Origin of the sequence: Streptomyces flavusporus (assembly GCF_046267975.1) — a bacterium.
Taxonomy (GTDB): Bacteria; Actinomycetota; Actinomycetes; order Streptomycetales; family Streptomycetaceae; genus Streptomyces; species Streptomyces flavusporus.
In genome coordinates this window covers 9095572-9115374 of sequence record NZ_CP176503.1, presented here as the reverse complement: position 1 = coordinate 9115374, position 19803 = coordinate 9095572, and the positions used below count along the sequence as shown (strand labels likewise).

The window sequence follows — 19803 nt, the reverse complement described above, 5'->3', positions numbered from 1 at the left end:
TGCCCGCCGCACAAGCCCGTCGAAGGAAACTCCATGATCACCACAGCACCGCCCTCACCGCCCACCCCACCTCTCCTCCGCCTGCGCCTCGCTCCCCACAGCACCCTGCCGCGTCGCCTCGACGGCGTGTGGTGGCCACGCTCCTACGACCTCCTGGCAGAGCTTCCGCAGCTGCTCGCCGCACTGCCGCGCGCCTGGGGACACATCGCCGGCGTCACGGTGAACGGAGCGGCCTGGTCCGCGGCACCTGGCCGGATGCTCGTCGCCAACCAGGTCGTACGACTGCGGAAGACGGTCGCAGTGCACGCCCCGGACACCGTCGTCCTGCTCGCCCCCGGCCACGGCCGCTGGGACCTGCTGGTCGTGCCGCCCGGCACCACCGAGGAGGCGGCCGAGCCGATCATTACCGCCGCGCTCAGCGACCGCGCCTGACACGGCAGGAGTAGCGTGGACGCGAGGAGGGCCCCGAACAGGCAGGTGAGCACGATGCCCGATCCCGATTTCCCGCCTCCGGCAGGATTTCTGGCGGACGGTGTGAACGAATCCATGCGTCCCGGAACGGCACTCCTGCGGCTCACCACCACTCACGAACGCCGGAGCATCCTCGACGGTGCGTGGTGGCCCCGTTCCAGGAATCTCACCGCCGAACTGCCCGGCCTGATCAGCGCACTGACCGAGCGCCTCGGGCCGATCACACGGATCGGCCTGGACTCCGCGGCCTGGGACGAAATGCCGACGCGGATGACCATCGACGACCGTGTGGTGCACATCGACGTCTTCTCCGTGGGCGACGACACCGCGCTCGTGACCCGAGGGGACCAGGACCACTTCTCCCTGCTCGTGGTCCCACCGGACACGCCCCCCGAGGCGGCGCGAGCCGCGATGACCGAAGCGGTCCGTACCGGCAACCCCAAGCAGGCCCAGCAGATCCTGATCGACACCGGCACGGATCAGACCCGTCCGAGCGGCCCGACCACTGCGGACGGCCGTCGGCGGGAGGACCGGTGACTCCGGCTGAGCCGCCGACGACGACGGCAGCGGCACACGCGCCCATCGCCGGAGGTCAGGGCGCTGTGGCCGGAGCATCAGGCGGATCCCGCCCCCTTGACCGGGGTCGACGACATGGACGCGTCCAGACCACGGGTCTGCGGCGACATGACCGTCAAGGGGGCCTTGTCCTGCCTACGCACGTCGGCAAGGCCCGGTCATCGGCGCTCACCTGACCACACCCGCCGACAGCTTCTACTGGACGATTCTCCAGATGCGCATGAGCGAAGGCACACGCGGCCGGCTCGTGCGTTGTCGGCGCGCGAGCGGAGAGGAACGGTTCCCCGCGGCCCGGAAACACGTCTGTCGGATGTCGTGCCCTTGGCGTGCCCGTAAGAACGGAGAACCACGGTCAACCACGGTGCGATCCGGGCTGAAGGCATGGGGCTTCAAACCGCGTAGGCGCAGGTCAGACACCATGCACCCCCGCAAGCGCCGTCGCTTCCCAAGCTGAGGGCCCCGATGTCAGAGCCAGGTGCTAACTTGCGCCGTCCAAGGGAGACAGGAAGGGAGTGGTCCGGTGGGGGCCTCGGGGTGGGGCTACTACGTGCCGTACCAGGAGGACTTGGACGCTGCGCGGCAACAGCTACGGCGTGAGGTGTTCGAAGCGGGCGACTATTACTGGGTCAACGGCGCCGACTGGCGACCCGGAGAGGAGCGGGAGCCGCGGCCGCAGACGTTGAAGGAGCTGTGGGAGGACGAGTTGGTCCAGGAGGCCGGCACTCACTCGATCCTGGACATCTTCCGAGTGATGGGACCTGATGACACCCCGGACTACAACACCGTGGAACCTGTGACGGCCGAGGAGGCACGCGAGCTGCTGGAGACGGACAAGCTGACACGCGCCCACGTCAAGGACTTCGATGTCTTCCCCGGTCGCGATGGATCGGGCGATGCGCGGTTCTGCACGACGACCAGGGCAAGCCCGAAGAGATCTATTTCTGGGGCCACTCGGGTGACTGAAGCGCCAGGCAACCGGGACGGCGCCTGACATCCACGCCTGACATCAACGAGGACGGACACCAGCACCCCCAAGCATCCAGGGACAACTAGCTCGGCCCCAGATGCAGCCGTCGTAGACGACCGTTGATCGAACTCCTAAAGCGAGTGTCGGCCCGTGCCACAGCCGTGCCACAACGGGCGGTCAACCACGGTTAACGACGGCTCGCCGCAGTCGAGATGCGCCGCTGACCTGAACTGCCTCTACAGCCGGAACGATCTGGGCGTCCCCCGTACCGATCACGTCCGCCCTGCGCGCGCGGCGGTCATCCGCTGCAGGCGGCGTGCCAGCGCGACACGCAGTACGGGGCGCGAGTGGGGCCGGCCGCGCGCATGAGCCGTACGTCGCACCGGGCCCCCTCTTGTCTCCGACGGCATGGCACCCGTACGCTCACCGTCCATACCGACTGGATGGTATGCCCCGTAGGAGCGTCGGTACGCGACGACGGCCGCCTGTCGGCCGTGCCGGGCCGCCGATCCAACGCGACCGTCGAAGGAGCCGCCGGAGATGAGCAGCATCAACCGCCAGGTGCGCCTGGCCGCACGCCCCGTGGGAGAGCCGCGGCCGACCGACTGGGAGCACGTCGAGGAGCCGACCGGGCAGCCGGGCGACGGGGAATTCCTGGTGCAGGTGCTCTGTCTGTCGATCGACCCGGCGATGCGCGGCTGGATGAACGCGGGCAGGTCCTACATCCGCCCGGTGGAGATCGGCGAGGTGATGCGCGCCGGCGCGGTGGGAAGGGTGATCGCCTCCCGGCACTCCGGGTTCGCGGTCGGCGACCATGTGTCGGGCTCGTTCGGCGTGCAGGAGTACTGCGTGTCGGACGGGCTCGGCGTGACCAAGGTCGACCCGGCGATGGCCCCCCTGCCGACGTATCTCGGCGCTCTCGGCATGTCGGGCCTGACAGCCTACTTCGGCCTGATCGACATCGGGCGTCCCGAGCCCGGCCAGACCGTCGTCGTCTCCGGAGCGGCGGGGGCGGTCGGCAGTGTCGTCGGGCAGATCGCCAAGATCCTGGGCTGCCGGGTCATCGGCATCGCCGGCGGCGAGTCCAAGTGCCGGCTGGTGGTCGACGAGTTCGGGTTCGATGCTGCGATCGACTACCAGAACGAGGACGTCCGTAAGGCGCTGCGCGAGCATGCCCCCGACGGCGTCGACGTGTACTTCGACAACGTCGGCGGCGACGTTCTGGACGCCGTGCTGCTGCGGCTGGCGCGCGGTGCCCGCGTCGTCGTCTGCGGCGCGATCTCCCAGTACAACAGCACCAAGCCGCAAGGCCCTGCCAACTACCTGTCGCTGCTGGTGAACCGCGCCACCATGACGGGCATGGTGGTGTTCGACTACGCCGACCGGTACTCCGAGGGCGTCGCACAGCTGGCCACGTGGCGAGCGGAGGGCCGGCTGAAGTCCCTTGAGGACGTCGTGTCCGGCGGAGTGGCGGCGTTCCCCGAAACCCTGATGCGGCTCTTCCGTGGAGAGAACCACGGCAAGCTGGTGCTGAAGATCGCGGACTGACGGGCAGAGGGGGGAGGAATCCGGTGAAGGCACTGACCTACCACGGCCGTCATGACATCCGCTACGGGGATGTCCCCGACCCGGCCGTCTCCAGGCCCACCGACGCGGTCGTCCAGGTCACCACGGCCGGCATCTGCGGCAGTGACCTGCACATCTACGGTGGCAACCCGTTCAGCCCGGAACTGGGCTACACGCCGGGACACGAGCAGGCCGCTCCGACGGCGTCCGCAAGATCCTTCTCGACCCCACCCGCTGATTCTCCTGCGCAGGGCCGCCTCGTCCGGACGGTCCCCACCCTGCCGGGCTCGCCCGGTGTGCTCGCATTCCGGACTGGTGAACACCAATGACCGGTGACCTTGGCCCGCCCCTCTGCCCTGCCTACGGCTGCGCGGTGCCGCCGATCAGCTGCGAGACGCGGGTTGCGCCGGCGCGCACGGCATCCCCGAGCTGCCGGTGCCGCTGCTCGAACAACTCCACGGGTATGGACGTGGCCAGGGCCCCCACGACCTTCCCGCCTGCGTCGAACACGGGAGCGGCCAGGCACGACAAGCCACCCTGGAACTCCCCGACCTCGGTCGCCACGCCGGAGCGGCGCACCCGTGCCAGATCTTCCTCCAGAACGTCGAGAGTGGTGATCGTGCGCTCGGTGAGCCGGGGCAGTCCCTGCTGCCGCAGGTGGTCACGACGCCGCTCGGCCGGCAACGACGACAGCATGACCTTGCCGAAAGCCGTGGCGTGGGGAGCCTGGTGGAAGCCGACATCGAGCGGCTCCGCCCGCCGCGCCGAGGGCGAGTCCACGACTTCCGCGACGACGATCTCCTCGTCGCGGAAAACAGTGAAATACGCGGCGGCGGCGCACTCGTCGTGAATCTGGTGGAGCCTGACCAGGTAGCCCTCGTGGACCAGGGTGTGCAGCAGGCGGTACGTCGTCGGGAGGGTGAGGCCCGCGCGCCGGGCGACGGCCTTGGCGGTGATGCCGTCACCGCCCGCCGCGACCGCCTCGAGCACCCGCAGAGCACGGCGGACCGATCCGAGCAGGTCTCCGGTTTCGGCGGCGGACGCCTCAAAGCCGTGCATCATGCGCCTCCTGCGCGGCCACCGGTCCGGCCCCGGCGGCCGAGGGCTGCCCGGTGCGCGACGGTCATGCGGTGCGGGCGGCCTGCCGGTCACCGGCTGGCGCCGTACGATCTGGTCGCCGGGCACGAGTCGGCCACCGCCTGTTCGACGGCCGGCGTCGCTCGTGTGCCATTGCCGTCCCGCTCGACCGCACCGCCGGGCCTACCGGACCGGCCGCACGTGCCGACCTCCGTCACCTGCTGCAGGCCCGCAGCCAGTCGACATACATCCATGGAGAGAGTCTGATGATCTTCATCACCGCCAAGTTCCGAGTCCGTCCCGAGCACGCCGACCAGTGGCCGGAGATCACCGCCGACTTCACCGAAGCCACGCGCCGGGAGCCCGGCTGCCTCTGGTTCGACTGGTCGCGAAGCGTGACGGACCCCACGGAGTACGTCCTGGTCGAGGCCTTCCGCGATGACGAAGCAGGCGCTGCTCACGTGCAGTCGGCGCACTTCAAGGCCGCGCAGCAGACGCTGCCGCCGCATCTGGTCGAGACCCCTCGCATCGTGAACGCGAACGTTCCGCAGGACGACTGGTCGCTGCTGGGCGAGATGGCCGTTCCCGAGCAGGAGTAGCACGAGCTGGGCGCACTCCCACGGAGTGACTTGCGTGCGACGGCGGCGGCACCGTTACGCGCTACGACGCGCCTGCGGCTGCCTCTCCGCCGACGCAGCCACAGCCGCTTCCCCGTGCCCTACCGTGCGGGCGGCTCACGCCACTGCGTACCAACGGTGCCCGGCGGGCCGTCACGCCCCGCGGAGCCGGTACGACGAAGCGCGCGGCGCCCGCACGGCCGATACTGGGATGAGCCGCTGCAAGCCCAGGCAGGCGGGACGGGTGGGAGCGCCCGGCGCACCGCACTACGAGTCCCTCGAACGGTGCGAGGTTGATGGGGCGATGGACGACACATCCCTGACGACGCTCAGCGAGAGCCCGGAGGACCCGTTCTCGATCCACCAGTCGGCGTCCGCCGTCCTGGACGACCACGGGCGGGTTGTCGCCTGGAGCGAGCAGGCCACGGGCCTCCTCGGGCATCGGGCCGACGAAGTGCTGGGCCGGCCGGTACGTGAGGTCCTGGTCGCCGACGGAGACGAGGCCCTGATCGCCGAGGTGGTCGCCGGGTGCCTGCGGGAGCGCGGCTGGTTCGGGCTGCTGCCGGTCCGGCATCGCGCGGGCCACCGCGTGTACGTGGGGTTCCGCGCCCGGCGGGTGCAGCGCCTGGACTCCACCGTCGAGCGGCTGCTCGTGGGCCCGTGCGCCGAGGACGTCGTCCAGTGGGAGGTCGACCGGGCCGTGCTGGACGGCTTCTTCCGCCGGTCCCCCGTCGGTGTCGCGGTTCTCGGCCCGGACCTGCGCCTGCTGCGGGTGAACCGGGCGATCGCACGGTTCGGCGGTCTGCCGGCCGAGGCCTACCCCGGGCTTCGCACCTCCGACTTCCTGCTCGGTCCGGACGCGCAGCTGGTCGAGGAACGGCTCCGGTCGGTCCTGGAGACGGGCCAGCCCGTGATCTACGCCGAGCAGCCCTGCCGGTTGCAGCGGGACCCTCAGAAGGAACTGATCGTCTCCATTTCCGCCTTCCGGATGCAGAACCCGTCCGGCCGGGTGCTCGGCGTCACCGAGATCGTCGAGGATGTCACCGGCCGCCACCGGGCCCGTCGGTGCCTCGCGCTGCTCAACGAGGCCGGCACCAGAATCGGGAGCACCCTGGATGTGGCCAGGACGGCGCGTGAGCTGGCCGAGGCGGCGGTTCCCGCGCTGGCCGACGCGCTCTCGGTGGATCTGCTGGAACCCGTGGCCCATGGGGAGGAGCCCGCCCCCGAGGCAGTGGGCCCGCTGCGCAGGATGGCGGTCCGCAGCGTCCGGCCCGAGGCGCTGCAGGTGACGTACCCGCTGGACCATCTGTTCTCCTTCCCCGAACAGACCGCGCAGGGGCGCTGCCTGGCCGAGCGGCGTTCGGTCCTTCAGCCCACCCTGGAGGTCGACCGCGGATGGTTCCTGGTCGACCGTGAGCGGGCCGAGAGGATGGTCGCGCTGGGTGTCCACTCGCTGATGGTGGTGCCGCTGGCCGCGCGCGGTGTCGTCCTCGGCCTGGTCTGTTGCCGGCGGTGGCAGCGGCCCGAGCCGTTCGAGGAGGACGACCTCACCTTGGCGGAGGAGTTCGCCGCCCGGGCCGCGCTCTGCATCGACAACGCCCGCCGCTACACCCAGGAGCACCAGGCGGCCGTGGCCCTCCAGCGCAGCCTGCTGCCGAGCGAGGTACCCGAGCACCCGGCGGTCGACACCGCCCACCGTTACCTGCCCGCGCAGGCCTCCACCGGTGTCGGCGGCGACTGGTTCGATGTCATCCCGCCGTCGGGACTGCGCGTCGCGCTGATCATCGGCGACGTCGTCGGCCACGGCATGCACGCGTCGGCGACCATGGGACGGCTGCGCGCCGCCGTGCACACCCTGGCCCATCTCGACCTGGCTCCGGACGAGGTCCTCGCCCGGCTCGACGACCTGGTGGATCATCTGGCCACCGAACAGCGGCAGGCCGACGCCAACGCCCCCAGATCGTCGGCGCCACCTGCCTGTACGCGATCTACGATCCGGTCTCCCGGCACTGCGCCATGGCCCGCGCGGAGCACCCGCCGTCGACCGTGCTGGGGCCGGACGGCCGGGTGCGCCTGATCGACCTCCCCGCCGGGCTACCGCTGGGCGTGGGCGGGCTGCCGTTCGAGACCGCCGACCTCGAACTGGACGAGGGCAGTCTGCTCGCCCTGTGCGGCGACGGGCTGCTCCTGGCCGACCACCGGGACATCGACCAGGGCTTGACACTGCTGCGCACCGTACTGGCCGGTCCGGCCCGCTCGTTGGAGCACACGTGCAAGGCGGTGGAGGACGCGATGCTGCCCGACCGGCCCGCCGATGACGTCACGCTGCTGCTGGGCCGCACGCAGGTGCTGGCGGCGGAGAAGGTGGCCACGTGGGAGCTGTCGACCGACCCCACCGCCGCCGGTCGGGCCCGGTCGCTGGTGACGGACCGGCTGGCCAAGTGGGGGCTGGAGGAAGTCGCCTTCACCACTGAACTGATCGTCAGCGAACTGGTGACCAACGCGTACCGGTACGCCGGCAGCCCGGTGTTGCTGCGACTGATCCGCGACAGCCATCTCATCTGCGAGGTCTCGGACACCAGCAGCACCTCCCCCCACCTGCGCCAAGCCCGAAGCACTGACGAGGGCGGACGTGGCCTGTTCCTGGTGGCCCAGCTGTCCGAACGGTGGGGCACCCGCTACGGCCGCAACGGAAAGACCATCTGGGCCGAGCAACCACTGTCCACCGCCGCTCCGAACGCGCGTAACAGTGAAACCAGGCCTTCTTGACCTGCGCCGCGGTCCGCAGGTGCCGGACATCGACTCGGACCGCCCCCGTCGGCTCAGTTCGCCGGGGAACCGAATTCCTTGCGGGTGTCCACCGGCTTGCCGAACAGCTGCCACCGCTCGCCCTTGAACCGCATCAGCTGCATCGTCTCGAGCGGGAAGGCGTCGTCGGGCCCGGTGGAGAGGGTGACACCGGGCAACAGCATGTCCACCTTGACGTCCTTCAGGTTGCGCACCGTGTCCCGCAGCCCCTCCCTGGTCGGGCACTTCACGGCGTCCAGGGCTTTGTGCAGGCTGGAGGCGGCGGCCCAACCATAGGCGTTGAACTGGTTGGCCGGGTCGGAGTCGGGCGCGTACTTGCGCAGCGCGTCCCGGTACGTCTTCATCTCCGCGTCGTCGGCCCACTGCGGGTCGGCGGGGTCCTTGAAGTAGGTCGCCGACACCACGCCCTGGACGTTCTTGAACCCGACGGGCTTGAGCACGGTGGCGGACGAGGACACGTTGTTGACGATGTGCACCGGGTTCCACTTGGTGTTCTTGGCATCGGCGGCGAGGGCCTGGCTGCCGAACTTCGGCGTGGTGATGTTGAGCAGCACATCCGCCTTGGACCGGGCGAGGCTTGTCATCTGTGCCGAGACGGATGGGTCGGTGACCTCGTAGCTCTCCTCGGCGACCACCTTGATGCCGCTGCCGGCGGCGGCCTCCTTGAACCCGCCGAGCAGGTCCTTGCCGAAGTCGTCGTTCTGGTAGAGGACGGCGACCTTGGCCTTCGGCTTCTCGTCCTTGAGGTACTTGGCGTACACCCGTGCCTCGGCCACGTAGTTGGGCTGCCAGCCGATGGTCCACGGGTGCTTGTCGTCCGTACCCCAGACGGAGGCGCCCGTGGCGACGAAGGGCTGCGGCACCTTCCGCTTGTTGAGGTAGTCCCACACGGCTGCCGTGGACGGGGTGCCGAGGGTCTGGAACACGGCGAAGACCCTCTCCTGCTCGACCAGTCTGCGGGCCTCCTCGACCGCCTTGGGCGGCTGGTAGCCGTCGTCGCGGACGACGAACTCCACCGTGCGGCCGTCGATGCCGCCCTTGTCGTTGACGTACTTGAAGTAGGCGCTCACGCCCTTGCTGATCGTGCCGTACGCGGAGGCCGGTCCCGACAGCGGGTAGATTCCGCCGAGCTTGATGGTCTTGTCGGTGATGCCGGTGGTCTGCTGGCCCCGGCACGCGCCGTCGGCGGCGGCGTCCTTGTCGTCCTGCCCGCGCTGAGTGTTGCAGGCGGCGGCGAGGAGCAGGGCGGTGGATGCGGCCGCGGCCGTGGCCGCCCGCAGAGCGGTCGTCTTGCGCATGTGATTCATTCCTTTTCCGTGCGGGGCGGTGCGCCCACGGGTTCGGCATCGACAGGTGCGGGATCCGCGGGTGCGGGGGGCGCGGACGGGGGTTCGGATTCGGGCGTGCGGTCGGCGGCGGGGGTGGTGCGGGTGAGGCGGCGGGCAGCGGCGCCCCGGGCGCGGCCCGCCAGACCGGCCAGTCCCGTCGGGGCCACGAACATCACCGCGATGATCAGCAGGCCGAACACCACACCGGGCGCCGCGTCGCTGATGTCCTGGGCCACGCTCGGCACGTACATCACGAACGCCGCCCCGAGCAGCGGTCCGTACAGCGAGGCGAGGCCCCCGACCACCAGGCCGGCCAGCAGCGTGATGGACAGGACGAAGCTGAACGAGTCGGGTGAGACGAAGCCGATCACCCAGGTGTACAGACACCCGGCGACACCGGGAAGCTCGCGCTCCAGGCGAAGGCGAGGGTCTTGTGCAGGGACAGCCGTACGCCCATGACCTCCGCGGCGCTCTCGTTGTCCCGCAGGGCGAGCAGTGCCCGGCCGACGCGCGACCGCAGGAGGTTGCGGGCGAGCAGCAGGGCCACCGCAGTGACGGCGAGGACGACGAGGTACATCCACTGGTCCTCGGCCAGCCCGCTCCACGCGGGCGGCTGCAGCTTGTCCACGGTCAGGCCCATGGAACCGCCCGTGACCGGTTCGAGCCGCTTGAGCAGCGGCGGCAGGAACACCGCGAACGAGAGGGTGACCAGGGCCAGGTACAGCCCGCGCAGGCGCAGGGCGGGCACTCCGAAACCGAGGCCCAGCAGGAAGCATCCGACGGCCGCGACGGGCAGGGTGGCCAGGTGGCCGGTGTCGTACCGGTCGAGCATGACCGCGGCCGTGTAGGCCCCGGCCGCGAAGAACGCCCCGTGCCCGAGCGAGATCTGCCCGCCGAATCCGACCAGCAGGTTGAGTCCGGCCAGCGCCACGGCGTACAGCAGGACCATGGTCAGCTGGAAGACCTGGAAGGGGGCGAAGTAGAACGGTGCGCCGACGGCGACTGCCACGGCGAGCAGCGCGGTGAGCGCGGCCCGCAGGCGCCGGGCACGGTCGGTGCCGAGGTTTGCGACGATCGTGCTCATGCGCGCTCCACCGCCGCCCGTCCGAACAGGCCCTGGGGCCGCATCAGCAGCACTGCCAGGATGATCACCAGGGGTACGCCCACCTTGAGATCGGCTCCGATCACGTCCACGTACGCCCCGGCCAGCGTCTCGGCGACGCCCACGAGCAGGCCTCCGACGACCGCGCCGACCGGGCTGTCGAAGCCTCCGAGGGTGGCCGCTGCGAAGGCGTAGATCAGTACCCCGCCCATCATGTTGGGCTCCAGGAACAGCACCGGGGCGACGAGCACACCCGACACCGCGCCGACCGTCGCGGCCAGCCCCCAGCCGAGCATCAGCACCCGGCCCACCCGGATGCCCGACAGCCGGGCGGAGACGGGGTTGCACGCGGCCGCCCGCATCACCAGGCCGACGGAGGCGTGCTGGAACAGCAGGTACAGCAGGCCCATCACAAGGGCCACCACAGCGATGATCCCGAGCGTCGACCAGTCCACCCGCACCCCGGCCAGATCCATCCCGCCGTCGGGGAACGGCTGCGGGAAGTCCTTCACGGTGAACGACCAGATCAGACCGGCCATGGCGTTCACGAAGATGAACAGGCCGACCGTGACGATGACCGTCGTCAGCTCGGGCGCGTTCCGCACGGGACGGATGACGAGCCGTTCGACCAGCATGCCGCCGGCGAACGACACCACCAGGGTGACCGGCAGCGCCAGCCAGAACGACATCCCGGACGCCACGAGCTGCCACGCCACATAGGTGGAGATCATGGCGAGCTCGCCCTGGGCGAAGTTGACGATCCCGGTGAACCGGTGGATCAGCACCAGGGCCAGCGCCAGGCTGGCATAGACGGCGCCGGAGCCGACGCCTTCCACCACTTGCTGGAGTACCTCGGTCACGGCGCTCACCCGCCCTTCCCCGCGCGGACGGAGACACCGAGGTACACCTCGGCGACCTGTCCGTCCTCGCGGATCCGGTCGGCCGGTCCGGACAGCACCAGGCGGCCGGCCTCCAGTACGTGGGCCCGGTGCGCGACATCCAGTGCGAGCTGGGCGTTCTGTTCGACGACGACCACGGTGGTGCGTTCCTCCTCGTTGACGGCACGGACGATCTCGAACAACTCGCGGGTGACCAGCGGCGCGAGCCCCAGCGACGGCTCGTCCAGGAGCAGCAGCGAGGGCCGCAGCATCAGCGCCCTGCCGATGGCGAGCATCTGCTGCTCGCCGCCGCTGAGGCTGCCGGCGGCCTGGCGGGACCGCTGGCGCAGCTTGGGGAAGTAGTCGTAGATCCGTTCAAGGTCGGCCGCCACGGCCGCGCGATCGGTGCGGCCCCGCCGCCATCGGCCGGTGCGCAGGTGGGCGCCGATGCGCAGGTTCTCCTCGACGGTCAGGTCGTTGAAGGTGCCCCGGCCCTCGGGCACGTGCGCCACACCGAGACGGGCGGCCTGCTCGGGCGAACGGCCCAGCAGCCCCGTACCCTTCAAGGTCACCGAGCCGCGTCCGCGGACCATGCCGCACAGGGCCCGCAGGGTTGTGGTCTTACCCGCACCGTTGGGCCCGAGGATCGCGCACACTTCGCCGCGAGCGACGGTGAAGTCCAGGCCTTGCAGCACGCGGGCCTGGCCGTATCCGGCATGCAGGTCGGACACCTTCAGGAAGTCCGGCTCCGCACTCGCCCCGGCCTCGGTGGGACCGGTGGTCGCCTCGCTCATGCCGCCACCCCCAGGTACGCCTCGATGACCGCCGGGTCGCGCTGGATCTCCTCCGGCGGGCCCTCGGCGATCTTGCGCCCGAAGTCGAGACACACCACCTTGTCGCACAGGCCCATCACGAACCCCATGTGGTGTTCGACCACCACGAGCGTCAGGTCGAAGTCCTCGCGCACCGCCCGGACCAGATCCGCGAATTGGTCGACCTCGCCGTGGCTGAGACCGTTGACGGGTTCGTCGAGCAACAGCAGCCGGGGGCGTACCGCGAGCGCCCTGGCGAGTTCGACGCGTTTGAGGGTGCCGAACGGCAGCCCGGAGGCGGGGTGCTCGGCGACGTCCGCCAGGCCGAGCCGCCGTAGCAAGTCGTCCGCCTGGTCACGCAGTTCCCTCTCCTCCCGCCGGACGCGGGGCAGCCGGAGCGCCGCGGCGAAGTGACCGGTGCGCCCCCGGCTGTGGGCGCCGACCATGACGTTCTCCCGGACCGCGAGCCGCGGGAACAGTCCCAGGTTCTGGAAGGTGCGGGCGATACCGCGCCCGGCCACGGAGTGCGGCGGGAGGGCGAGCAGGTCCTCGTCCTCGAAGCGCACCGTTCCCGCATCAGGGCTGCAGCGCCTGGTGAGGCAGTTGAACAAGGTGGTCTTGCCGGCTCCGTTCGGTCCGATGAGCCCCACGGCGGTGCCCGGCTCGACGGTGAACCCGACACCGTCCAGTGCCGTGATCCCGCCGAAACGCACGCTGATACCGTCGACCGCGAGCATGAGTGACGCCCCTTCCGAGGTGCTGGGGGTGAGCGAGCGTCACAGTAGGTGGGGGCCTTCCGGGCGCACATTGGGTGCGAGCACCCAACTTCGCGGCCTCCGACTTGTGCGCCGCGCCCAGTTCCCCGGAGATCTCGCCCGCCGGGCCTGTTGACGGGACACGACGCGGACAGCGACGATCGGCGCCATGCCTCGCGGACCCGCCCTGGGCGCCCCCGCACTCTCCGAACCGCTCAGCCGGGAGCGGCACCGCATCCTGCACGCCGTCCAGGACCGGCTCGAGGAGGTCACGCAGACCGCCGTCGCGGTGATGCGCACGGAGATCCCGTCGTACGCCCTCCAGGACGAGCGGTTCTTCGACGACGTACGCGACCAGGTGCTCACGCACTACCGGATGCAGCTCGCGGCGCTGGCCGGCGACCGCGACATCGCCCCCGAGGACCTGGTCTTCAGCCGCGCGGCAGCCATGCGCAGGGCCCGCGCGGGGTTCGCTCTGGAGGACTGGATCAGCGCCTTCCGCGTCGGCCGGCAGGTGCTGTGGGACGCGCTGCTGGACTGCGCGGGCCCGTCCCCCGAGGCGCAGCAGGCCGCGCTGTCACTCGTCACACCGCTGATGCGGTACGTCGACTACGCCAGCACCCATGCCGCGCAGGCCTACGTCGAGTACAAGCAGCACGTGGTCGCGGACGCGGACCGGGAGCGCCGGGACCTGCTGGACCAACTCCTGTCCGGCGCGGCACCGACGCGCGGCCCCCTGCTCGCCGCGGCCCAGGCGTACGGCATCGGGCCGCACTCGCCGATGATGGCGGTCGTGGCCGTGTGCGTGGACGACATCCGCACCGGCGACCTCACCTCCGCCGAGCACGGCTACGCGACCAGCGCGTCCCTCAGCGTCGCCGGGCCCTGGGCCGGCCGGACCCTGGTCGTCGTCCGCCATGGCCAGGTGGTGGCCGTGCCCGTGGTGCGCACCGGCATGGACCCGGAGGACATCTGTGCGCACTTCGGGGCCGTGCAGCGGCGGCTCGCACGGGAAGGAACCATGCTCGCCATGGGCATCAGCACCGTCGCCCAGGGCGCCGGCGAACTGCCGCGCGCCTACGAGGAGGCCCGGGCCGCACTCGACCTCGTGCCGAGCGGGGGCGGGGTGGCGGCCCTGCCGCGCCTCTCCCCCTTCGACTACCTTGCGCTGCGCGCCGACGACCTCGCCCGCCAGCTGGTCGATCCCCGTGTGCGTGCGCTGCTGGAGGAGGACCGAAGACGTGGCGATCCGCTGGCAGCCACCATACGGGCCTTCGCGGAGGCGGACCTCAACCTGCGGCTGGCCGCCGACCGGCTGCGGGTGCACCACAACACGGCGCACTACAGGCTGCGCCGGATCGAGGAACGCACCGGGCGCAATCCGCGCCGGATCGCCGACCTCCTGGAACTGCTGGTCGCCCTCGCCATCCGCGACGGGGACAGGGAAGACGGAGAACACCAGTGAGCGGAATCGTGGAGACGACCGGGACCCAGACGCCGCGTCAACACCCGGACGGGCAGGCGAAGTCGCGCCTGCCGGAAGTGGACGCCGAGCGGGACGGCTCCGTGCGGCACGCCCTGCTGAGCGCCGCGCTGGAGGTGTTCACCGAGCGCGGTTACACCGAGGCCGGTCTCAATGAGATCGCGACACGCTCCCACATCCCGCTGGGCAGCCTCTTCCAGCACTACGGCGGAAAGCGCGGCCTGTATCTCGCCCTCTGGGAGGAGTTCCGGGAGGAGCAGGAGCGCCGGACCGCGGCCACGCTGGCCGCCGAGCGTGACCGTGGCGTGGACGATCCCATCGCCCTCTTCGTCGCGGGAGCCAGGGCCTATCTGGAGGGTGCCTGGGACAACCGGCGCCTCGCCATGCTCCTCGTGGAGGACGACGGCCCCGCCGGCTTCGACGCGCTGCGCCGCCAGTGGGACCGCGCGTGGGTACAGCGCAACGCCCGGCTTCTGGAGGTGGACGAGAAGCTACGTGTCGGCCGGGTTCGGGTGAGAGTGCTGACCACCGTGATCGGCGGGGCGGCGCGCGAGCTGGGCGACTGCGCGGACGAGAGGGAGGCCCGGGAGATCGTGGACGAGGTGTGCGGCATCCTCATCCACCTGTCGGCTCCGGCCGGCTGAACGCCCGGCGCCGGGCACGGCACCAACGGTGCCGCACAGACGTGCGGGTGCGGCGGGGCGGCGGGGCGGCGGATTGAGACAACGCTGCGCGGAGTGCGTATCGCTTCACGACGGATGTTGCCCAAGGAGGACTGCCGATGGGAATCCCCGACGCCGAACCGCGGCAAGGCCTCACGTCCGGGGGCGGTCCCGCGCAGGAAATCCGGGACTCCTTCCAGGCCGTTCTGGACGCCTTGGACGCCGCACGGACCGACCTACGCACGCTGGACCAGCAGCACCGTCGCCTCGGTGACACGGCCGAGGACAGCGCTGTTGCCGGTCACCTGCGCCGGATTCCGCAGGAAGCCGTGGTAGGGCCGCTGTGGTCACACGGCGCGCGACCAACTGCGGACCGCAGAACCGGCCCACCTGCGGACACTCCCCGCTCCGCCATCCCGCAACCGTGGGATGCGCCTCCGGCCCTGCTCGTCGCCCCACCCTCCGATGCGCCCGTGTCCCCGGAAGTCGTCCGCGCGCCCGAGCGGCAAGGAAGCGGGGGACTCCGACGACGCCGAGGACCTGGTCGCTTCATCGACCGGCGGCGCACCCGTGTCGCCGGAGCCCTCGGACTGGGCACCGTGAGCGGATTGATCATCGCCGCGGCCCTGCTCGACAACGAGCACACCGCACCGGCGGAACCCCCCGCATCCATGGAGCAACCGGACCGGCCGCTTCCCGGCAGTTCCGCGCTCCCCCAGATCCCGGGTACCGGCGTCCTGCGCGAGGCGGACAGCGGCCACGGGGTGTACGAGTTGCAGGTGCGTCTGCTGCAGATCCCGAGCATCTACGACGGCGGCGCCATCGACGGCCACTACGACGCGGAAGTCCGGCAGACCGTAGCCCGATTCCAGAAACGGTACGGCATCCACGGGGACGAGAGCGGCGTCTACCTTTGATCTTGCGCAGTGCTCCGTCCTTCCGGACTCTGTTGAGGAATCCCCAAGACGGGCTGTCAGGCCGCGGACATGAGGGCTTCGCGGCGTGAGGTGTGGGTGCCGCCGAGTGGGGTTCCAGTGAGCCATCGGTCAATACGGATGATGTTGATCGCGGTGGCGGCGAAGACGTGACCGAGCCGGGTTGTGGGCAGGTTGCGGTAGCGGGTGCGGCGCAGTCCGGTGACGCGAACGGCCTGGGAGACCGTGCCTTCGACCCCGGCTCGAATCGCGTAGCGGTCCTTCCACTCGTCGGTGTCCTGGGCCTGGCGGACGGCTTCGAGGGCCTCGTGGCGCTCGCGGGGCAGGAAGGTCAGGCCCCCTGCCCCGGCGCCCGGAGGGAGGTTTGGTGCACGGGGCCTGCTGCGGGCAGGGGGGCAGTGCCCGGCGGGGCAGAACACCTTGATCATCGGAGTGCCGTGCGGTGGTGCTTCTGCTCCCACCACTTGAAACTGCGGTGCCCACCAGGGCAGACGGCACTCTCGGTTTCCCAGTCGATGGCGAAGTCGGCACGTGAGAACCCCTGGTCCTGCCGGGACTGGAGGCTACTGTCATGCGGGGCCGGGCCCAGCAGTTCCATGCCACGCTCTTGCGCGGCCACGAACAACGCCGCGGTGGTGCAGCCGGGGCATCCACGACATGCACATCGGGCAGCAACTCCCGGTCGGCGAGCGTCTGGTGGACCGGTTCGGTCATCTCGGTGTCGGCCACCACAGCGCCGGTCGTGGCCACCTGCCTGATCACATGAGGCGCGTGGCGCTCGCAGGTCCCTACCTTTTATCTCGGGTTGAGCCCGGCCATTCGTAGGGTCGGATCACCCAGGGGTGTCGGGTATGGCTTCGCAGGTCTGCAGTCCGTGGCTCACCGAGATTGGCCGCCCGGCACCCCACGACGACTCGGCCGCCAATTGGGATGTGCGAGAAGATCGCTGTGTAGGGACACGTCGGCGAGGTCGTCTGCGGGATGTACGAAGCAAGCGACGAGTTCCGGAGGCGCTGTGAGCCGGATATGGGCCGGGGTGGACGCCGGCAAGGCCCACCACCACTACTGCTGGATCCAGGCGCGCCGCAGCACCTGCACGGCCTCGATCTCCCGCAGCCAGCCAGGAGCCGCGGGCGCATAGATCGCCTGGAGCAGGAGAAAGCCGTCTCGGCCGACCTGTTCGGACCACTCCTTGCGGACCTCCTGGCCCTTGGGAAGAGGTAGTCATCCACGCGCGGCCCATACCGCTCGGCCCACTCGGCGGTGATCAGGGCAGACAGCAAGGCCGGGGCCGCGACCGCCAGCGCCTCCAGCGCCGCCCGCAGCGTCTCGCCGACGAACTCCATCCGGTTCAGTGTCCGCACCGCCGCTAGTAGGGCTTTGTTAGGTCCTGTGGTGGGGTTCGGGTGCTGGTGCGGGTTGGCCGCATATCGAGCAGGCGCCGGTCCAGGTGGCCAGGAGGGCCTGGAGTTCGCGGAGGACCGCGTAGAGGGTCAGGCCGGCGCAGGGGCTTTTGGGTCGAGCCTGAGCATGGTGCAGAAGGCCTGGGCGAGGGACGCGAGGGTGACGTGGCGGTGCCAGCCGAGGTAGTTGCGGCCCTCGAAGTGGTCCAGGCCCAGACCGTCCTTGAGCTCGCGGTAGTCGTGCTCAACTCGCCATCGGATCTTGGCGATTCGTACCAGTTCGCGCAGTGGGGTGTCGGCGGGAAGCGTCGAGAGCCAGTAGTCGGTTGGCTCGGCGGAGTCGGGTGGCCACTCGACGAGCAGCCAGCAGTCGGGCAGGGAGCCGTCGGCGGCGCGGCGGATGGTGCGGTTGGCCGGTCGGACCCGCAGGGCCAGGAACTGCGAGCGCATCTCGGCGTTCGGGTTGCGTCTGGTGGCCTTGCTGCCCTGGCGCCAGGTGACGGTGCGGGTGGCCGCTCGGCCGACGGCCAGGGCCAGGGCGCGCAGGGTGGTGTGCGGTTGGGGGTAGGCGGACACGGGAGGGCGGCCCTGCCCGGAGTACGGCGGGCGTTGGGGTGTGGCATTGCCGGGGTGCGCAGTCGTGGTGGCTTTGACCGCGACCGCGTAGGTCAGGCCGCGCTCGGTCAGGCCCTCGCGAAAGCCGGTGGCGTCGCCGTATCCGGCGTCGGCGGCGACCGGAAGGTCGGGCAACTCCCAGTTGTCGCGCACCTCGTCGAGCATGTCCAGCGCCAGGCGCCACTTCTCCCGGTGCCGCTCGGTGCCCGGGATTCCCGCCTTGGCGCGGCGGCGCCGGATCGCCTCGGCCATCAGCGCGTCCTCGCCGTACTTGGTGTCGTCCCAGCTCTCGGGCAGGAACAGGCGCCAGTCGACAGCCGATGACGCACGGTCACTGACCAGGTTCACACTGACGCCGACCTGGCAGTTGCCGCGCTTACCCAGGGCGCCGCAGTACATCCGCGCCACCCCCGGTGAGTCGTAGCCGTCCTTGGGGAAGCCGACATCATCGATCGCGTACGCCTCGGGAGAAATGTGCGCGGCAGCCCAACGGGCCAGCCGCTCACGGACCTTGGAGTAGTCCCAGGTGGACGATGAGACGAACTGCTGCAGCTGCTGGTGGTCCACGCCCAGGCGCTCGGCCATCGGCTGCATGGACTTGCGCTTGCCGTCCAGCATCAGCCCGCGCAGATACAGCTCGCCCTTGGCCCGCTGGTCCCGACGCGCCAGCGAACCGAGCATCTCCGCCGCGAACGCCTCCAGGCGCGGGCGGACCGTCTCCATCTCCTCAGGTGTCACACCTGACAGAACATCACAATCTACCTGACGATGATCAATCGGGGTACCTAACAAAGCCCTACTAGCGGCCGAGGCCCTCGACCGCCACGGTGGCGGCCTTGGCGAGCAGGGCGTCGCGGCGTTCGGCGTCCTTCTTGCCACGGGTGGACATGACCGCCATAACGATGGGGTTACTGCCGTCGTCGGACCACACCACGGCGATGTTGTTGCGTCCCCCGTATCCGGCGGTGCCGCTCTTGTCGGCCACGTCCCAGTCGTCGGGGACGCCCGCCCTGATGAGCGTCCGACCGGTCATGTTCGTCGTCATCCACTGCCTCAGAAGCTCGCGTTCGTCCCGCTTCAGGGCGTCACCGAGCAGGAACGCCCGCAGGCTCCCCGCCATCGCTCGCGGGGTGCTCGTGTCGCGGATGTCGCCCGGTGTGCCGTCGCTCATCTCCGGCTCGTACCGGTCCATCTCGGTGACGTCGTCGCCGAACTCCTCCAGCACCTTCTCCAGGCCGTCGGGCCCGCCGAGTTCGTCGAGGAGCAGGTTGACCGCCGTGTTGTCGCTGTACCAGAGGGTGGCGGCACACAGCCCCCGCAGGGTCATGCCCTTCTCGACGAAGTTCTCGGACACGGGCGAGTCCGCGACCAGGTCCTCGCGCGAGTACCTCACCACCTTGTCGATGCCGTCCGTTCCGTACTTCCGGAGGATGGCACCCGCCGCGAGCGCCTTGAACGTGGAGGCGTACGCGAACCGGTCGTCCGCCCGGTAGCCGACCGACCGGCCCGTGCCGGTGTCCAGGGCGTAGACACCGAGCCGCGCGTCGAACTCCCCCTCCAATGCCCGGAACTCGGCAGTGGTGGGCTTCGTGGCCACCGCCGGTGACGCGGACCGCGCCGTGCCGGCGGGTGAGCCGGCCCCGGACGCGGTTTGCTGACCGCACGCCGGAAGTGTGGCGAGCGCGAGCAAGCCGGCCGCCGCCCAGGCGGCACCCCGGCGGATGCGAAGCGGATGCGTCATGGAATGG

At 70.4% G+C, this 19803-nt stretch carries 22 protein-coding genes; 12 read left to right on the top strand and 10 right to left on the bottom strand.

The genetic code is table 11. From position 1 onward, the window contains the following. Positions 1–33 precede the first annotated feature (33 nt). The 5 genes from ACKTSN_RS42875 (at position 34) to ACKTSN_RS42855 (ending at position 3909) form a co-directional block, all read left to right on the top strand. Positions 34–432, top strand: coding sequence for a DUF5994 family protein (locus ACKTSN_RS42875; RefSeq protein ID WP_409474005.1), 399 nt, complete (start codon positions 34–36; stop codon positions 430–432). Positions 433–486: 54 nt separating this feature from the next. Continuing rightward, entirely contained in the window at positions 487–1008 is a 522-nt protein-coding gene (locus ACKTSN_RS42870) for a DUF5994 family protein (RefSeq protein ID WP_409474004.1), read from the top strand. Positions 1009–1567: 559 nt separating this feature from the next. After that, positions 1568–2038, top strand: a complete 471-nt coding sequence (locus ACKTSN_RS42865; RefSeq protein ID WP_409474003.1) for a hypothetical protein — start codon at positions 1568–1570, stop codon at positions 2036–2038. A gap of 516 nt (positions 2039–2554) precedes the next feature. Further along, complete coding sequence (locus ACKTSN_RS42860) at positions 2555–3562, top strand: NADP-dependent oxidoreductase (RefSeq protein ID WP_409474002.1); 1008 nt, start codon at positions 2555–2557, stop codon at positions 3560–3562. 23 nt (positions 3563–3585) lie between these two features. Further along, complete coding sequence (locus ACKTSN_RS42855) at positions 3586–3909, top strand: alcohol dehydrogenase catalytic domain-containing protein (protein ID WP_409474001.1); 324 nt, start codon at positions 3586–3588, stop codon at positions 3907–3909. Positions 3910–3940: 31 nt separating this feature from the next. On the opposite strand, the gene ACKTSN_RS42850 is transcribed toward ACKTSN_RS42855, so the two are convergent. Beyond that, complete coding sequence (locus ACKTSN_RS42850; RefSeq protein ID WP_409474000.1) at positions 3941–4642, bottom strand: IclR family transcriptional regulator; 702 nt, start codon at positions 4640–4642, stop codon at positions 3941–3943. Between the two features lie 281 nt (positions 4643–4923). Between ACKTSN_RS42850 and ACKTSN_RS42845 the strand changes: the two genes are divergently transcribed. The 3 genes from ACKTSN_RS42845 to ACKTSN_RS42835 all read left to right on the top strand — a co-directional run bounded on the left by ACKTSN_RS42845 (position 4924) and on the right by ACKTSN_RS42835 (position 8043). Continuing rightward, a complete protein-coding gene (locus ACKTSN_RS42845) occupies positions 4924–5256 on the top strand; it encodes a putative quinol monooxygenase (protein ID WP_129796392.1) in 333 nt (110 codons plus the stop codon). Positions 5257–5578: 322 nt separating this feature from the next. Next, positions 5579–7351, top strand: a complete 1773-nt coding sequence (locus tag ACKTSN_RS42840) for a PAS domain-containing protein (protein WP_409473999.1) — start codon at positions 5579–5581, stop codon at positions 7349–7351. After that, complete coding sequence (locus ACKTSN_RS42835; protein WP_409473998.1) at positions 7291–8043, top strand: SpoIIE family protein phosphatase; 753 nt, start codon at positions 7291–7293, stop codon at positions 8041–8043. The genes ACKTSN_RS42840 and ACKTSN_RS42835 overlap by 61 nt, the downstream gene beginning before the upstream one ends. A gap of 53 nt (positions 8044–8096) precedes the next feature. Here the strand turns inward: ACKTSN_RS42835 and ACKTSN_RS42830 are convergent, their stop codons facing one another. From ACKTSN_RS42830 to ACKTSN_RS42805, 6 genes are read right to left on the bottom strand one after another with little or no spacing between them, the layout of a single operon-like run. Further along, positions 8097–9380, bottom strand: coding sequence for an ABC transporter substrate-binding protein (locus ACKTSN_RS42830; protein ID WP_409473997.1), 1284 nt, complete (start codon positions 9378–9380; stop codon positions 8097–8099). 5 nt (positions 9381–9385) lie between these two features. Beyond that, on the bottom strand, positions 9386–9781 hold the full coding sequence (locus ACKTSN_RS42825; RefSeq protein WP_409473996.1) for a hypothetical protein: 396 nt from the start codon (positions 9779–9781) through the stop codon (positions 9386–9388). Then, a complete protein-coding gene (locus ACKTSN_RS42820; protein WP_409473995.1) occupies positions 9778–10494 on the bottom strand; it encodes a branched-chain amino acid ABC transporter permease in 717 nt (238 codons plus the stop codon). The genes ACKTSN_RS42825 and ACKTSN_RS42820 overlap by 4 nt, the downstream gene beginning before the upstream one ends. After that, complete coding sequence (locus ACKTSN_RS42815) at positions 10491–11372, bottom strand: branched-chain amino acid ABC transporter permease (RefSeq protein WP_409473994.1); 882 nt, start codon at positions 11370–11372, stop codon at positions 10491–10493. Before ACKTSN_RS42815 ends, ACKTSN_RS42820 begins: the two co-directional genes overlap by 4 nt. 5 nt (positions 11373–11377) lie before the next feature. After that, positions 11378–12184, bottom strand: a complete 807-nt coding sequence (locus ACKTSN_RS42810; RefSeq protein ID WP_409473993.1) for an ABC transporter ATP-binding protein — start codon at positions 12182–12184, stop codon at positions 11378–11380. Beyond that, positions 12181–12939: an ABC transporter ATP-binding protein gene (locus tag ACKTSN_RS42805; protein WP_409473992.1), complete on the bottom strand. Its 759-nt coding sequence runs from the start codon at positions 12937–12939 to the stop codon at positions 12181–12183. Before ACKTSN_RS42805 ends, ACKTSN_RS42810 begins: the two co-directional genes overlap by 4 nt. A 187-nt stretch (positions 12940–13126) precedes the next feature. Here ACKTSN_RS42805 and ACKTSN_RS42800 point away from each other — a divergent pair, with 187 nt between their 5' ends. From ACKTSN_RS42800 to ACKTSN_RS42790, 3 genes are all read left to right on the top strand, one after another. Beyond that, positions 13127–14422, top strand: coding sequence for a PucR family transcriptional regulator (locus ACKTSN_RS42800; protein ID WP_409473991.1), 1296 nt, complete (start codon positions 13127–13129; stop codon positions 14420–14422). Then, the gene (locus ACKTSN_RS42795) at positions 14419–15084 is read left to right on the top strand and encodes a TetR/AcrR family transcriptional regulator (protein ID WP_409473990.1); all 666 of its coding nucleotides are present in this window, start codon (positions 14419–14421) and stop codon (positions 15082–15084) included. Before ACKTSN_RS42800 ends, ACKTSN_RS42795 begins: the two co-directional genes overlap by 4 nt. A gap of 137 nt (positions 15085–15221) precedes the next feature. After that, positions 15222–16019, top strand: coding sequence for a peptidoglycan-binding domain-containing protein (locus tag ACKTSN_RS42790; RefSeq protein WP_409473989.1), 798 nt, complete (start codon positions 15222–15224; stop codon positions 16017–16019). 56 nt (positions 16020–16075) lie between these two features. On the opposite strand, the gene ACKTSN_RS42785 is transcribed toward ACKTSN_RS42790, so the two are convergent. After that, complete coding sequence (locus ACKTSN_RS42785) at positions 16076–16465, bottom strand: transposase (RefSeq protein ID WP_409473988.1); 390 nt, start codon at positions 16463–16465, stop codon at positions 16076–16078. 587 nt (positions 16466–17052) lie between these two features. Between ACKTSN_RS42785 and ACKTSN_RS42780 the strand changes: the two genes are divergently transcribed. Beyond that, positions 17053–17178, top strand: coding sequence for a hypothetical protein (locus tag ACKTSN_RS42780; RefSeq protein ID WP_409473987.1), 126 nt, complete (start codon positions 17053–17055; stop codon positions 17176–17178). A gap of 352 nt (positions 17179–17530) precedes the next feature. Here ACKTSN_RS42780 and ACKTSN_RS42775 read toward each other — a convergent pair whose 3' ends face one another. Together ACKTSN_RS42775 and bla are read right to left on the bottom strand one after the other, a co-directional pair. Next, on the bottom strand, positions 17531–18793 hold the full coding sequence (locus ACKTSN_RS42775; RefSeq protein WP_409473986.1) for an IS701 family transposase: 1263 nt from the start codon (positions 18791–18793) through the stop codon (positions 17531–17533). Between the two features lie 61 nt (positions 18794–18854). Next, positions 18855–19796, bottom strand: a complete 942-nt coding sequence (gene bla / locus ACKTSN_RS42770; RefSeq protein WP_409473985.1) for a class A beta-lactamase — start codon at positions 19794–19796, stop codon at positions 18855–18857. Positions 19797–19803: the final 7 nt, after the last annotated feature.